Source organism: Myxococcus sp. MH1, assembly GCF_059738865.1.
Genome location: NZ_AP026947.1, coordinates 2,246,944 through 2,262,133, shown reverse-complemented (window position 1 = coordinate 2,262,133; position 15,190 = coordinate 2,246,944). Strand labels below are relative to the sequence as shown.

At 70.7% G+C, this 15,190-nt stretch carries 12 protein-coding genes; 9 read left to right on the top strand and 3 right to left on the bottom strand.

The window, feature by feature from the left end; translation table 11 throughout:
- Window positions 1-118: 118 nt before the first annotated feature.
- Window positions 119-1,186: an alkene reductase gene (locus AC6JA9_RS09420; RefSeq protein ID WP_223784502.1), complete on the bottom strand. Its 1,068-nt coding sequence runs from the start codon at window positions 1,184-1,186 to the stop codon at window positions 119-121.
- Window positions 1,187-1,251: 65 nt separating this feature from the next.
- Here AC6JA9_RS09420 and AC6JA9_RS09415 point away from each other — a divergent pair, with 65 nt between their 5' ends.
- A complete protein-coding gene (locus AC6JA9_RS09415; protein WP_497959528.1) occupies window positions 1,252-2,154 on the top strand; it encodes a LysR family transcriptional regulator in 903 nt (300 codons plus the stop codon).
- 60 nt (window positions 2,155-2,214) lie between these two features.
- Here the strand turns inward: AC6JA9_RS09415 and AC6JA9_RS09410 are convergent, their stop codons facing one another.
- Together AC6JA9_RS09410 and AC6JA9_RS09405 are read right to left on the bottom strand one after the other, a co-directional pair.
- Window positions 2,215-2,922 carry a hypothetical protein gene (locus AC6JA9_RS09410; protein WP_223784500.1) on the bottom strand — a complete coding sequence of 236 codons (708 nt, stop codon included), beginning with the start codon at window positions 2,920-2,922 and terminating at the stop codon, window positions 2,215-2,217.
- Window positions 2,923-2,961: 39 nt separating this feature from the next.
- Window positions 2,962-3,804 (bottom strand): pirin family protein, encoded by an 843-nt coding sequence (locus AC6JA9_RS09405; protein WP_223747849.1) that lies wholly within the window; start codon window positions 3,802-3,804, stop codon window positions 2,962-2,964.
- A gap of 85 nt (window positions 3,805-3,889) precedes the next feature.
- Between AC6JA9_RS09405 and AC6JA9_RS09400 the strand changes: the two genes are divergently transcribed.
- From AC6JA9_RS09400 to AC6JA9_RS09365, 8 genes are all read left to right on the top strand, one after another.
- A complete protein-coding gene (locus tag AC6JA9_RS09400) occupies window positions 3,890-4,720 on the top strand; it encodes a LysR family transcriptional regulator (protein ID WP_267697550.1) in 831 nt (276 codons plus the stop codon).
- 171 nt (window positions 4,721-4,891) lie between these two features.
- Window positions 4,892-5,656, top strand: a complete 765-nt coding sequence (locus AC6JA9_RS09395) for a hypothetical protein (RefSeq protein WP_497959527.1) — start codon at window positions 4,892-4,894, stop codon at window positions 5,654-5,656.
- Window positions 5,657-6,044: 388 nt separating this feature from the next.
- A complete protein-coding gene (locus AC6JA9_RS09390) occupies window positions 6,045-7,199 on the top strand; it encodes an EGF domain-containing protein (RefSeq protein ID WP_497959526.1) in 1,155 nt (384 codons plus the stop codon).
- Window positions 7,200-7,259: 60 nt separating this feature from the next.
- Window positions 7,260-7,898: a glutathione S-transferase family protein gene (locus AC6JA9_RS09385; RefSeq protein ID WP_223747845.1), complete on the top strand. Its 639-nt coding sequence runs from the start codon at window positions 7,260-7,262 to the stop codon at window positions 7,896-7,898.
- Window positions 7,899-7,988: 90 nt separating this feature from the next.
- Entirely contained in the window at window positions 7,989-9,092 is a 1,104-nt protein-coding gene (locus tag AC6JA9_RS09380) for an alpha/beta hydrolase family protein (RefSeq protein WP_408891483.1), read from the top strand.
- 241 nt (window positions 9,093-9,333) lie between these two features.
- A complete protein-coding gene (locus AC6JA9_RS09375) occupies window positions 9,334-10,701 on the top strand; it encodes a TolC family protein (protein ID WP_497959525.1) in 1,368 nt (455 codons plus the stop codon).
- A gap of 232 nt (window positions 10,702-10,933) precedes the next feature.
- The gene (locus AC6JA9_RS09370; RefSeq protein ID WP_497959524.1) at window positions 10,934-12,025 is read left to right on the top strand and encodes an efflux RND transporter periplasmic adaptor subunit; all 1,092 of its coding nucleotides are present in this window, start codon (window positions 10,934-10,936) and stop codon (window positions 12,023-12,025) included.
- Window position 12,026: 1 nt separating this feature from the next.
- On the top strand, window positions 12,027-15,167 hold the full coding sequence (locus AC6JA9_RS09365) for an efflux RND transporter permease subunit (RefSeq protein ID WP_497959523.1): 3,141 nt from the start codon (window positions 12,027-12,029) through the stop codon (window positions 15,165-15,167).
- Window positions 15,168-15,190 lie beyond the last annotated feature (23 nt).

Sequence of the window (15,190 nt, the reverse complement as noted above, 5' to 3'; positions counted from 1 at the left end):
ACTGGCGCGCGCCGGACATATTCCTCCACCGTCGGATTCGTGGGAACCCGGGCCCGTGCGAGCACCGGCTCCAGTGCGGACCTGGCAGCTTGCCCGCGCCTCGGGTGCGCTTCGCGCTTCACCTCGCGGAGGGCGTGCCGCGCGGGTAGTCCGTGTACCCCTCCGCGCCACTCGCATGGAGCAGCTCCTTGCGAATCTCCGCCAGGGGGAGCCCCTCTCGTGCGCGCGTGACGAAGTCGGGGTTCGCGATGAATGGCGAACCGAAGGCCACCAGCTCCGCCTGCCCGGCGGCGAGGGCGGCCTGGGCGCTCTGCGCCGTGAAGCCCCGGTTGGCGATGAGCGCCCCCCCGAAGGCGGCGCGGAGCGCCTTCACCGTCGCCGGCAACGCCTGGTGCGAGTTGCCCACCACGTGGACATAGACCAGACCGCGCAGCCTGCCCGCGACGTAGGTGTAGAGCGCGTGGATGTCGTCGTAGAGGGGCATGTCCACGTGGGTGTTGTAGGGCGACAACCGCACGCCCACCCGGTCCGCGCCAATCGCCTCGGCGCAGTCGTGCGCCACCTCCACCAGGAGCCGCGCGCGGTTCTCCAGGCTGCCGCCATGGGCATCCGTGCGCGGGTTCAGGTGCGGGTTGAAGAACTGCTCGAACAGGAAGCCATTGGCCCCATGCAGCTCGATGCCGTCGAAGCCGGCGTCGATGGCGTTCCTCGCGGCCTGGACGAACTCGCGTCGGACCTGGGCCACGTCCCGCGAGGTCATCGCCTCGGGCGTCGAGATGGGCCTGGGCCCCTGGGCGTCGGTGAAGATGTCTCCTTGGGCCGGCACCACGCCCGGCGCCAGCAATCGCGCCCCCGGCGGCAGGTTGAGCACGTGGCCGACACGGCCGCAGTGCATCACCTGGACGAAGATGTGGCCGCCCGCGTCGTGCACGGCGTCCGTCACCTCACGCCAGCCGGCCACCTGCTCGCGGCTGTAGATGCCCGCCTCACGGGCGAAGCCGAGGCCGTTGGGCGAGGGGCTCGTCCCTTCGGTGATGATCAACCCCGCCTCCGCCCGCTGCCGGTAGTAGTCGCGCATCAACGCGTTGGGCGTCCCGCCGATGGCGCGACTTCGCGACATGGGCGCCATGACGACGCGGTTCGACAGCGTGATGCGACCCAATCCGTAGGGAGTGAACAGTGCCATGCGCGGAACATGCGCGGACGAAGGCTTCCGGACAATCGAACCTGGACGGGATACACTGTCCGGATATGCGGACAGTCGACCCGAATGGCATCATCGCGTTCCTGGAGGTCGTCGAGCGCGGCAGCTTCCGGGGCGCCGCGCGGGCGCTGGCCCTGCCCAAGTCGACGGTCAGCCAGCGTGTGGCGGTGCTCGAGGAGCAGCTCGGCGTCCAGCTGCTCCTGCGCACCACGCGCACCGTCATGCTCACCGACATCGGCGCCAGCTACCAACGTGAGGTCGCGCCGGCCATGGCCGCGCTGCGTGACGCCGAGGCATTGGTGAGCGAGCTGCAAGCGCACCCGAGCGGACGGCTCCGCATGAGCGCGCCGGTCGAGCTCGGCCAGCGGTTGATGGGCGGGGTGCTCGCGGCCTTCGCGCAGCGGTATCCGCAGGTGAAGCTGGAGCTGGAGCTCACCGACAGGGAGGTGAACATGGTCGAGGAGGGACATGACCTGTGCATCCGCGTCGGTCCGCTCCGGGACTCGCAGCTCATCGCCCGCAAGCTCGGCGCGCCCTCGCACGTGGGCGTCTTCGGGAGCGCCGCCTATCTCAAGAAGGCGGGCAGACCCAAGCACCCTCGCGAGCTGTCGGCGCACCGGTGCCTGAGCATGGGCAGCTCCACCTCACCGATGACCTGGGCGTTCAGCGGGACGCGGCCCGTGAGCATCCGGCCGGCCATCGCGGTGAACAGCTTCCAGGTGCTGTGCGCGCTGGCGGCCGCGGGGGCGGGGCTGGCGCGCCTGCCCCGCGCGCAGGCGAACACGCGCGCCCTGGTGGAGGTCCTCGAACCGTTCGCGCCAGCCCCGCACCAGGCCTTCGCCGTCTATCCGGCCGCGCGGCACCCGAGCGCGGCGCTGCGCGCGATGCTCACGGTGCTGGGCGAGACGTTCGGCTCCTGTGAGGCCGCGGTTCGCGGGGGTGAGCCGTGATGGCCTCGCGGCGGCGGGAGGCGGTGCCCGTCCGGCTCAGCCTCGCCCCCACGGCGCCCCTCACAGGGGCTTGAGCCGGGCCTCGGCCTCGACGTGCCGGGCGCGGAGCTTCTCCCATGCGCCGGGCAGGAACGGGTCCTTCCCGCTCGCCATCAACTCCCACACCGACTCCTCGTGGTAGCCGTCCTCATCCAGCGCCTCGGGGACGAAGAACTCCGCGGCCACGTCCTTCGAGGTGAAGTGGAGCGGCAGGCCCCAGCCCTCGCCCGCGAACACCACGGCGTCGAGCTCGGTGGCGTTCACCCCCGTGTGACCATCGAGCATCACCACGCGGGCCTTCAAGCGCGCCGTGTGCAACTCGGCCGACTCGTCCCCGTGGTCTCCGAAGCAGCCGCCCGTGAGCTCCACCGACTTCGTCACGTAGCAGCACGCGCTGCCGCTGAAGCGCAGGTTCCTGGCGCGCACCTCGCCGAACACCACGAACAAGCTGATGTCGTAGGGGCTCGTCGACAGGTCGATGTCGCCGGCCACCTCGAGGTCGCCATCCACCACGAGAATCCACGGAGACTCGGGGACGAGCTTCTCGAGTCGCACGGGCCCGGTCGCCAGATGAATCTCGGGCACGGGATTGTCGTGCTGCCCGGCCCGCTCCTGGATGTGCTCGAGGTTCTGGACGAACCAGCTGAAGGTCTCCGCTTCGTTCGCGGCCTCGAAGCGGGCCTTGATCTCGTCGAGCGGGACGACGCGCGTTGCCAGGTCGGGGAACATCGGGCCGTCATATCAAACGCGGCCCGCGCCCAGCGTGCGTCAGGCCACGTCGATGAAGATGGCGGCGCTCCCGGTGGCCGCGCTCAGCTGGACCTCGCCCTCCCCCAGCTGCGCGCCCTCGCCGAGCGCCAGGTCCACGCCCGAGCCACCTCCCACCGCCTCCACCCGGACGGGCCCCGTCGTCGCGAGCAGGTAGCCACGACGGGCACGGCCGATGGTGAGCCGCTCCGACCGGCCCGCGGCGAGCGGGAGCCACCAGACCTTCACGTCCGCGCGCAGCGACATTCCCTCGTCGCCCGCGATGAGCTGGCGCCCTCCCCCCGAGAAGTCGCGCGACGAGTAGACCGGCGGCCCCCCATGGGTGTTCGGCCGGAACCACAGCTGGAGCATCCGCGTGGGGCTGTCCGTGTCGTTCCCCTCCGCGTGCACCATCCCATCCCGCGCGGAGATCAACTGCGCGGTCCTGGCGCCCATCGTGGCGCCGTGCGCCTGGTCTCCGTGGTGGGACAGCGTCCCGTCCACGACGATGCTGAGGATCTCCATCTCCTCGTGTGGATGGAGCGGGAAGCGCGACCTCGGCGCGAACGTCGCGTCCGCGAGGACGAGCAGCGGCCCCAGCGGCTTCCCCCGTCCGGCGTGAGGTCCCACCGTCGCCACGAAGTGGTCACGGAGCGAGAGCCACGAGAGCGTGGTTCGTGGCAGGGAGGCGAGCGGACGGTGTTCGAGGTGCGGCATGGGTGTGCTCTTTTCGGTGCGGCAGCCGGAGAGGGCGACGGCGCTCCCGGCAACGAACGCTCGACGGGAGAGCGTCACGACGTGCGCCTGGGAGGCGTCGTCGGGCGACCCGGTGCCCGAGCGGCGGAAGGTGGGGTGGCGGGCCATCAGCGCGTGCTCCTACGTGGTGGGATTGATAGCCGGGCACGCCTCGTTTGACACCTGCGCGTGGGCGCACAGAGGATGTGTGCCCATGCACATCTCCTGGGATGAGATTCAGACCCTCGAGGCGCTCGTCCGCACCGGCGGCATCGAGGCCGCGGGGCGCGAGCTGTCGCTGCGCCACTCCTCCGTCTCCAGACGCATCGCCGCGCTGGAGGCGCGCCTGGGAACGGCGCTCTTCGCGCGGGGTGCGCGCCTGGTGCCTGGCACGCTGACGCTGCGAATCGCCGAGCGGGCCGCGCCCATGCGCGATGCGGCCCGGGACATCGAGGGCTTCCTGGGGTCCGAGCGGCGGGGTCGGGAGCGGACCGTGGTCGTCACGACCAGCGACGTGCTGGCGCCGCTCCTGTTCCGCGCGCTCGCGAAGGCACGCCCCGCGCAGGCGGTGGAGGTCCTCGTGAGCGACGACGAGCTGGAGCTCTTGCCCGGCCAGGTCGACCTGGCGCTGCGCCCCGGCCAGAACCCGAGCGGCTCGCTGCGCGGTCGGCGGCTCGGGCGGCTGAAGGTCGGCGTCTACCGCGCGAAGGGCGGAAATGCGGACTGGCTCCAGCCGAGCGCCGAGCTGCGCGCCAAGTCCTCGATGCGCTGGTGGCGCGAGGTGCCCGGGGATTCGCCGGGCGCGGTGACGTGCAATTCACTCCTGGCCATGCGGGACGCGTGCTGCGTGGGGCTTGGGAGGGCCGCGCTCCCGTCCTTCCTCGCGCATGGAGATGCCCGGCTGCAGTTGGAGCGGGAGCTCGACGGTGGGCCACCGCTCTGGCTCCTCGCGCCGATGGCTCGCGGCGTCCCCAAGGCGCTTCGAGAGACCCAGAGCGACATCTTCACCGCGCTGCGCTCGACGGAGGACGCCTTCGCCGAGTAGCGCGGAGGTCACGCGAGCATCAGGGACGAAGCTCCCCGAGCAGACGCAACGTGACCTCTGTCCATGGCGGCGCCATCATCGATTTCGGCATCCAGCCCCTCGACGACGCGGTCCTCGAGCGTCCGCCATGTTATGCGGTTTCGCCCAAGCATCTCCGCCACGGAGCAAGCCATGCGCAGCCTCATCCTCTGGACCCTGTTGTTGTTCGCCACGGAGAGCCTGGCCGTCGAGACCCGGCTCGTCGTCCGGGCGCGCGCCCGGGACGGCAAGTTCGTCGGGACGTCCATGGGCGGCGTGCAGGTGGTGCTCCGCGATGCACGGACGGGTCAGGTGCTGACCCAGGGCGTCACCGCCGGCTCGACGGGCAACACCCAGACGCTGATGAAGCAGCCCCAGGTGCGCGGCGCGCCGCTCGCGGACGAGGCCTCCGCGAAGTACACGGCCACGGTGGACCTCACCGAGCCGACCCTGGTGACGGTGGAGGTCTCGGGGCCCCTCGCGCAGCGGCAGGCGCTCGCCACCAGCACGACGCAACTGTGGCTCCTGCCCGGCAAGCACGTCGAGGGCGATGGCCTCATCCTGGAGCTGCCCGGCTTCGTCGTCGACGTGGTGACGCCGTCCGCGCAGGAGTTCATCAAGCTGCCGGCCGACAAGAAGCTCACCGTGCCACTCCGCGCCAACCTGGTGCTCATGTGTGGCTGCTCCACCGAGCCCAACGGCATCTGGGACTCCAATCGGTACGAGCTGCGGGCCTCCGTGAAGCACAACGGCAAGCCCCTCTCCCAGGTCCCCCTGAAGTTCGCCGGGAAGACCAGCACCTACGAGGCCGCGCTGTCCGTGCAGCAGCCGGGCATCTACGAAGTCACCGTGACGGCGTTCGACCCCGCCACCGGAAACTCCGGCGTCGACTCCACCGCGTTCGTCGTCGAGCAGTAGCGCGGCGCCTGTCCGCCCCTGAACGAGCGGACGCCGCCTCCGAGTCGGAGTCAGCGTCCGCAAGTCACCAGGAGGCCGACACCGCCGCGGCTCCGTGCGCCCGAAATGGAAGACTCGCGCTCGGGGTGGATTCGACTTCCCCGAGGGGAAGGCTCATGCCCGGGCGCCATCTCCTGACAGCGGGCCATCGGAGCGTGACATGCAAACCGAGACAAAGACTCTCTTCGCGAAGGGGTGGGGCACGGCGTGTGTCCTGACACTGATCGGAGCCTGTAGCGGTGGACTCGAGCCCGCCACTGACGAAGCGGCGCTCACCCGCCTCGTCCCAGAGGAGCGCGCCGGCCCGGTCCCGACACCGCTGGCGTCACAGCCATCGTATGCCCAAGCCGTGGACTCGACCTCCACGGCGGGCGTGCTCCAACCCGCGCAAGCGCTGGGTCCGCCCGATGGACAGGCGGCGCTGGTGCTGAGCCTCCCTGGCGCGGCGCTGGTGCTGGACATGGGAGAGGGCACCGAGGGGACGGGAGACCTGGAGGTCTCCTATCGGAACGCGACGGTGGAGGTCCTCACGTGGGTGGAGTTCCTGCGCGCGGACAAGAGCGTCATCAGCACCGGCCCGCTGCGGCTGGCGAACCTGGAGCTGGGCACGCACACCACCACAGTGCCGTACCAGGACAAGCCCGTCCCCTATCGCTATGTGCGGATGACAGGCGTGCTCGCGCTCTACGGGGTGGACGCGGTGCGGAACATGGGCTCCGACGGCATCACCTGTGGCGACGGCCAGCCGAACGAAGGCGAGACGTGCGACGACGCGAACCGCACCTCGGGGGACGGATGCAGCCGCGACTGCCAGAAGGAGGCGGGGTTCAGGTGCGAAAGCACCCCCAGCGTCTGCACGGACATCGACGAGTGCGCGGAACGGCTCGACAACTGCGCCGCGGGCTTCTCCTGCATCAACAGGCCGGGAAGCTTCTTCTGCTGGGAGGGCGTCTGCCGGCCGCCCCACTCCGTCTGCGGCAATCAGTGCTTCAACCTGTATACGGACAAGGAGAACTGCGGCCGCTGCGGCAATCGCTGTGGCTGGAGGGATGTCTGTGCTCGTGGCGTGTGCAAGACCATCGGCAAGCTGGCCTTCACCCTGTCCTGGAGCCGGCCGGGGAACGGAGACCTCATCGTGAGGGCCCCCGGCGGCATCCATTACAGCGCCCAGAACCCAGGACCGGAGGGACAGGAGCTGTTCGTCTTCGATGACCAGGATGGGAAGGGGCCGGAGGTCGTCTACTGGGCGCCGGGCGTCGAGCCAGACCTCGGCGACTACAACATCTGCTTCGAAGCCAGGTCCTTCGACCCGGCCCCCAGCTTCAACAATCCGGTCAGCGCCTCCGCGACGTACCTGGGCCCCTGGAATGGAACCACCCACCTGGGCAGCACCACCGTCACCGCCCACTCCACGGGAGAACCGGAGTGCGGACGGCCCACCCGTGGATTCGTGGGGCGGATGACCTACTGGGGCAGCTTCGCTCCGGAGCCTTCCGCTCCGTAGGCCCCCACGCGAAGTATCCTGACATCCCCCTGTCACTCCGGGTGGGTAGAGCTTCCGCTCATGAAACTCTACTTCCATCCGATGTCCGGCAACTCGCGCCGCGTGCTGCTCGTCGCCACCCACCTCGACGTGCCCCTCGAGCGCGTCATGGTGGACCTGCCCAAGGGCGAGCAGCGCGCGGCGTCGCACCTGGGTCGCAACCCCAACGGGCTCGTCCCCGTCCTCGACGACGACGGCTTCCTGCTCTGGGAGTCTCGCGCCATCATGCAGTACCTGGTCGAGCTGACACCGGGACAGACGCTGCTCCCCACGGAGGCGCGCGGGCGCGCGGACGTGAGCCGCTGGCTCTTCTGGTGCTCGGCGCACATGGCGCCGGCGTGCACCATCCTGGTCCAGGAGAACTTCGTGAAGGCGATGACGGGCCGTGGACCGCCGGACCCCGCCGAGGTCGCGCGGGGGGAAGCGCTCTTCGCGAAGTACGCACGCCTCCTGGACGAGCACCTCGCGGGCAAGACGTGGGTCTCGCAGGAGCGCCTGACGCTCGCGGACTTCTCGCTGGCCGCGGGGTTCGCGCTCGCCGGACCGGCGCGCCTGCCGCTCGGGGATTTTCCGAACGTCCGGACGTGGCTCGGCCGCGTGCAGGAGCTCGAGGCGTGGAAGCGCACCGCTCCGACCCTGCCGCTGCCGGCTCGCGGCTGAGTCGAGCGGAGACGGCCTTGGGGTGAAATCGGGGACGGGCGAGAAGGCGAGGTTGCAATCGGGGCCCCCCTGGAGCGTTCCTTGAGCGCCATGGCCCCTCGTCCACTTCGAGCCCCCCGTCCCCACTTCGCCCACCTTCGCTCGGGAGTCCTCGGGCTCGCGCTCCTGATGGGTGGATGTGCCACCTCCCGCCCCGCCCCCGGCGTGGCGGCCGCGTCACCGGACGGTGCCGACGCGGCCCATGCGGTGGGCTTCACATCGCTCAGCTACACGGATGCGGCGCGCCAGCGGGTGTTGAAGACGGTGGTCTGGTATCCGGCGGCCGAGGGCACGCGGATGGAGGAGCACCCGACGTCGCCCATCTTCGTGCCCTTCGTCGCCGCGAAGGACGCGCCGGTGTCCACGGCCCACGCGCGCTGGCCGCTCGTCGTCCTGTCCCACGGCAACGGCGGCGCGGCCATCAACATGTCGTGGTTTGGCGCGCACCTGGCGGCCCATGGGTTCATCGTCATGTCGGTGGACCACCCCGGCAACACCTACGGCGACACGAGCCCCGAGGGCTATGTGCGCGGCTGGGAGCGCCCCCGGGACTTCACGGCCCTGTTGGATGCGGTGTCGAAGGACGCGGTCTGGGGACCTCGGGTGGATGCCGGGCGCATCGGCGCGGCGGGTCACTCCATGGGAGGCTACACGGCGCTCGCGCTGGCGGGGGCGCGGCTCAACCTGTCGCCCATCATGCAGGGGTGCACCGCGCCGGAGACGCGCGCGCACCCGGGCTGCGATGAGCTGCGCGATGTGGACTACAGCCGCATCGACCTCGCGGTGGCGCGGGCGTCGTACAAGGATGCCCGGGTGAGGGCGGCCTTCTCCATGGCCCCCGGCATGGCGGGGAGCTACGAGGCACGGGACGTCGCGGACATCGACGTACCGGTGGCGCTGGTGCTGGCCCAGGGGGACGAGCTGATGCCCCACGCGCAGAACGGCATGCATCTGGCGAAGCTGTTGCCCTTGGCGAAGACGGTGGTGCTGGAGGACGCGGCGCACTTCACCTTCCTGCCCCGGTGCACGGAGCTCGGATTCAAGGTGGCGGAGATGCTGTGTCGGGACGCCACGCCCGGGACGCGAGGGGCCTCGCAAGCTCGGACGCTCGCGGAGGCCGTGGCGTTCTTCCGGCGGACGCTCGGCGGCGACTGAGCGGGACTCGCCGGTCCCGTTCGCCGACGGATGGACCCCGTTCGCCGCTCGCGCGGGCCCGCTGACAGAACACTCCACCCGCGTGCTGCTCGCGCGGGCACCGTGCCTCCACGACCTGTTGCCTGGAGGCATGTCCCATGTCGTGCAAGCGGCGCGCTGTCCTTCTCCTCGCTGTCGGTCCGGCGTCATGTGCGACCGAGGATGACGGCGACACCCAGACGGCCGTGGGCGGCACGCCATCGTGAGTCACCACTCACGGGGCGTTCGTCGACTGGCGCTCGCCCTCGTCCTCGTCGCCGTTCCGACACACGCCGAGCCGCTGCCTCCTCTCAAGGTCGAGGACGCGATGCTCAGCCCCGTCCCTCCCGCACCCCGGCTCGTGAGGAGCTGGGGTGAGGCGCTCGCGCTCGTCCGGGAACGGTCCACGGATTTGCGCGGCGCCGAAGCGGGCGTGGAGCGCGCGAGCGGCCGCTGGCGACAGGCGCTCTCGGCGCTGCTGCCCCAGGCACGCACCCAGGTGGCGGTGGCCCAGGACCTCCTCAATCCCTCCCTGGCCCCAGGTGTTCTTCCCGGGGCGGCAGGGGACGACCGCACCGCCACCCAGCCCGCGCTCACGCTCACGACCACGCTGACCCAGTCGCTCGTCGACCCGGGCGCGTGGCGAGGCCTGTCCTCCGCGCGAGAAGTCGAGGCCGGCGCGGTGGCCACGCTCCAGGACCTCCGCCGTCGCCTCGTCCTCGGGCTCGCGCAGGCCCTCGTGGCCACGGTCGCCGCCGAACGCGCGGCCGAGATGAACCGTGTCGGCCTGCTGCGCGCCCTGGAGCGCGCCGCCCTCACGCAGCGCGCCTTCGAGCTGGGCGCGGGCAACCAACTGGACGTGGTGCGCGTCCAGCAGGACGTGGCGGTGGCGCGCGGCGCGCTCGTCGCGGGGGATGAGCAACTGCGACGGACGCGTGAGGCGCTGGGACTCGCGCTCGGCTTCGGAGAGTCGATAGGCGTCGACCCGTCCTTCGACCTGCACGGGCTGGTGGATGACACCCGGAGGGACTGCGTCGCGCTGGAGAACCTGGACGCCCGGGCGGACCTCGTGGCGGCGCGGACGCAGGTGGCCGCGGCTCGTGACAGTCGGAGACAAGCTGTCGCGGGATATCTCCCCACCCTCGGTGTCAGCAGCACGCTCCTCGGCCTCACCACGGAGCCGGGCTTCGGTCGCTTCGCGACGTGGAGCGTCTCCGCCGTGCTCTCCCTTCCGCTCTGGGAGGGCGGCCTGCGAGAAGGACTCGTGCGCGAGCGCGCGGGCCTTGAGAAGCAGGCCGAGGCCCAACTGGAGGACGCCCGCCGAGATGTCTCGGTGGAGGTGACACGCGCACGCCGGAGCGTGGAGGTGGCCGAGTCCCTGGTGAAGACAGCGGTGGAGTCACGCGACCTCGCCGAGCGCACCGACCAGCTCACCCGCCGCGCGTTCGAGGTGGGACGGGGCAGCAGCCTGGAGCTGGTGCAGAGCGGCGCGGCCCTGCGAGAGGCCGAGCTGAACCTGGTGCTGCGTGAGTTCCAGCGCGTCCAGGCCCACCTGGACGCATTCCTCACGGAGGCTCGATGCAACGGATGAATTCCCCGATGCGCCCCCTGGAGACAGGGATGACGCGTCCGCGGACAGCGCGTCCAAGCCCACCTGGATGCCTTCCTCACGGAGGCCCGCTGCAACGGATGAATCCCCCCGATGCACCCCTGGAGACAGGGATGAAGCGGCTGTGGACGGCTCGTCCGGGCTCACCTGGACGACCGCATGACGGAGGCCCGATGCGACGGATGAAGCGGCTGGTGCGCCCCTGGAGACTCGGATGAAGCGGCTGTGGAGTGTGGCGTTGTGGGTGGTGTTGGGGTGCTCGGGGAAGAAGGCGGCCCCAGCCGCGCCCGAGCCTCGGGAAATCGACGTGGTCACCGTGGCCCCTCGCGAAGTGCGCGACACAGGGGAGTACCTGGGCAGCCTGTTGTCGCGACAGAGCGTCACGGTGCTCCCCCGGGTGGACGGCTACGTGCGCCGCATCCACGTGCGCCCGGGCCAGCACGTGGAGTCAGGTGCACCGCTCCTCGAGGTCGACTCCCGCGTGGAGACCGCCGCGCTCGACGGTGCGCACGCGCAGCTCAGCTCCGCGAGGGTCGAACTGGAGCTGGCTCGCCGCACGCTGACCCGCACCCAGGCGCTGCGTCAGGAGGGGCTCGCCAGCGCGCAGGAACTGGAGAGCACCCAGGCCCGCGTCGAGGCCGCCCAGGCCACCGAGCGCGCGGCCTCGGCCCAGGTCGCCCAGCGCCAGGTGCAGCTCCAGTTCCACGTCATCCGCGCGCCCTTCGCCGGCACCGTCGACGACGTGCTCGCCCGTGAAGGCGACTTCGTCACCGCCTCCACCCCGCTCACCCGCGTCGCCCAGGCCGAAATCCTCGAGGTGAGCGTGTCCGTGCCATCTCATCGCGCCCGCTCGCTGAAGCCCGACACGGTGATGGAGGTGCTCGACGCGAAAGGCGCCGTGCTGCTCACCAGCCCCCTCTTCTTCGTCGCGCCCCAGGCCGACCCTCGCACCCAGCTGGTCGAGGTGAAGGCCGCGTTCCAGAACACCCAGGGCCTGCGGCCCAGTGAGCTGGTGCGCGCGCGGCTCGTCTACTCCGTGCGCGACGCGCTCCAGATTCCCGCGCTCGCGGTGGTGCGTCAGAGCGGCCAGCCCTTCGCCCTCGTGGTGCGCGAGAAGGACGGCGCCACCGTGGTGGAGCGCCGGCTCATCACCCTCGGCGCGCTCGGCGAGCGCAGCTACGTCGTGGAGCAGGGCCTGGAGACAGGCGAGCGCGTGGCCGTCTCGTTCCTGCAGGCCCTGCGCGACGGCGCGCCCGTGAAGGTGAAGGCCTCGCTGCACACCGCCGCGCGGATGAACGGACGCTGACATGTTCATCGACTTCTTCATCCGCCGGCCCGTCTTCGCCATCGTCTGCTCCATCCTGCTGACGCTGGTGGGCCTCATCGCCGTCCCCACCCTGCCCGTCGCGCAGTACCCGGACCTGGCGCCGCCCCAGGTCACCGTGTCCGCCACCTACGTGGGCGCCAGCGCCGAGGTGGTGGAGAGCGCCGTCACCATCCCCCTGGAGCAGGAGCTCAACGGGGTGGAGGGCATGCGCTACATCTCCTCCACCAGCGGCAACGACGGCACCAGCAACGTCACCATCACCTTCGAGGCCACGCGCGACATCGAGGTCGCCGCCGTGGACGTGCAGAACCGCGTCAGCCGCGCCGCCGCGCGACTGCCCGCCCAGGTGAACCAGACGGGCATCGTGGTCAACAAGGCCTCCAGCCAGGTCCTCCTCTCCGTCGCGCTCTACAGCCCGGATGACCGCTACGACGCGAAGTTCCTCTCCAACTACGCGGACGTGAATCTCAAGGACGCCATCAAGCGCGTGCGCGGCGTGGGCGACGTGCGCATCTTCGGCGAGCGCAAGTTCTCCATGCGCGTGTGGCTGGACCCCACCGAGCTCGCCCGCCGCAAGCTCACACCCCTGGACGTGACGCGAGCCCTCCAGGAGCAGAACCTCCAGGTGGCCGCGGGACAGGTGGGCCAACCCCCGTCCGAGGAGGACCAGCCCTACCAGCTCGCGGTGCGCGCCCGCGGCCGCCTCATCGAGCCGGAGGAGTTCGGCGACATCGTCCTCATGCGGGACGAAAGCGGCAGGGCCGTGCGCATGAAGGACGTGGCCCGCGTGGAGCTGGGCGCGGAGAACTACGGCACCCTCTTGCGCTTCAGCGGCAAGCAGGCCGTGGGCATCGCCACCTTCCAGCTCCCCACCGCCAACGCGCTCGAGGTGCGTGACGCCGTCCTCGCCGAGCTGCAACGCCTGTCCGCCCAGTTCCCTCCGGGCATGGAGTACCAGACGGGCACCGACACCACGCTCGCGGTGCGCGCCACCCTGCGCGAGGTGGTCCGCACGCTGGTGGAGGCCATCGTCCTGGTCGTCCTGGTCATCTTCCTGTTCCTCCACGGCTGGCGCAGCGTCCTCATCACCGCGCTCACCCTCCCCGTGTCGCTCGTGGGCACCTTCGCCTTCGTGAAGCTGCTCGACTTCTCCATCAACACGCTCACCCTCTTCGGCCTCACCCTGGCCACGGGCCTCGTCGTGGACGACGCCATCGTCGTCATCGAGAACATCGAGCGGCTGATGCTGGAGCGGAAGCTGACCGCCGCCGAGGCCGCGCGCGAGGGCATGAAGGAGGTGTCCGGCGCCGTCATCGCCATCTCCATCGTGCTGGTGGCGGTGTTCCTCCCCGTGGCCCTCTTCCCCGGCACCACCGGCGCCATCTACCGCCAGTTCGCGCTCACCATCGCCGCGTCCGTGGCCCTCTCCACCTTCTGCGCCCTCACCCTCACCCCCGCGCTCGCCGCGCGCATGCTGTCCCACCACACCGGGGACAAGTGGGTCTTCTTCCGTCAGGTGGACCGCGTGCTCGACCTGACGCGCCACCTGTACGGCCGAGGACTGCGCCGGCTCCTGACGCATCCGGCCCTCGTGCTCGGCGCCTTCCTCGTGTGCGTCGTCGCCACGGCCGCGCTGGTCGTCGTCACGCCCACGGGCTTCATCCCCGACGAGGACCAGGGCTACCTGCTGGTCACCGTGCAGGGCCCCGAGGGCACGTCCCTCTCCCAGACGCAGAAGGTCATGGCCGAGGTGGAGCAGGTGCTGCTCGCCCAGCCGGAGGTGCGCGCCCTCTTCGCCAACGGCGGCATGTCCCCGCAGGGCACCGGCTCCAACCTGGCCAACATCTTCGTCCCCCTGAAGCCCTGGGACGAGCGGACCGGAGAGGACCAGAGCGTGGCCGCGCTCGTCGAGCGGCTGCGCGCCCCCTTGAGCCGCATCGGCGGCGCGCGCGTGGTGCCCTTCCAGCCGCCCGCCATCCGGGGCGTCGGTGCCGTGGGCGGCTTCCAGTTCGTCGTCGAGGACACCGCGGGCGTCAGCTCCCTGGACCAGCTCGCCTCCGCCGCGCGGCAGCTCATGGCCCAGGGCAACGAGGACGGCCGGCTGCGCGGCGTCTTCACCGGCTTCAACGCGGACACGCCGCTGCTCGACGTGGAGGTGGACCGCCAGCTCGCCAAGGCCGTGGGCGTGCCCATCGACCAGATCTTCAGCACGCTCCAGGTCTACATGGGCAGCCAGTACATCAACGACTTCAACTACGCGAACCGCGCGTACCGCGTCTACGTGCAGGCCGAGCAGCAGTTCCGCGACAGCCCCGCGGACATCGCCGCCTTCTACGTGCGCAGCGACACCGGCGACATGATTCCGCTCGAGTCCCTGGTGAAGGTCCAGCCCACCATCTCCGCGCAGCTCATCCGCCACCACAACCTGTTCCGCGCCGTGGAGCTGAGCGGCCAGGCCGCGCCCGGCGTCTCCTCGGGCCAGGCCATGGAGGCCATGGAGGAGCTCGCCGCCCGGCACCTGCCCCAGGGCATGAGCGCCGAATGGACAGGCATCAGCCTGGAGCAGAAAGAGAGCGGCGGCCAATCCCTGCTCATCTTCGGCCTGGGCCTGCTCTTCGTCTTCCTGGTCCTCGCCGCCCAGTACGAGAGCTTCAGCCTGCCCCTCGTCATCATCCTCTCGGTGCCGCTCGCCATCCTCGGCGCGCTCGGCCTGCAGCTCTTGCGCGGCCAGGCCAACGACGTGTTCTGCCAGCTGGGGCTGGTGATGCTCGTGGGGCTCGCCAGCAAGAACGCCATCCTCATCGTCGAGTTCGCCGAGCAGCTGCGCGCCCAGGGCCGGAGCATCACCGACGCCGTGGTGGAGGCCGCCGAGGTCCGCCTGCGCCCCATCCTCATGACGTCCACCGCCTTCCTGCTCGGCGTGGTGCCCATGATGACCGCGTCGGGCGCGGGCGCGGGCTCACGCAACTCGCTGGGGACGGCCGTGTTCGGCGGCATGCTCGTCTCCACGGTGGTGAACCTCGTGTTCATCCCCGGCCTCTACGTGCTGGTGCAGAAGCTGCGCGGCGAGGCCAAGCTGGCCGCCCCCGACGCACGCGTTGTCGCCACGCCCTCGCACTGAGGAACGAAGGCCCTGTCACCGGC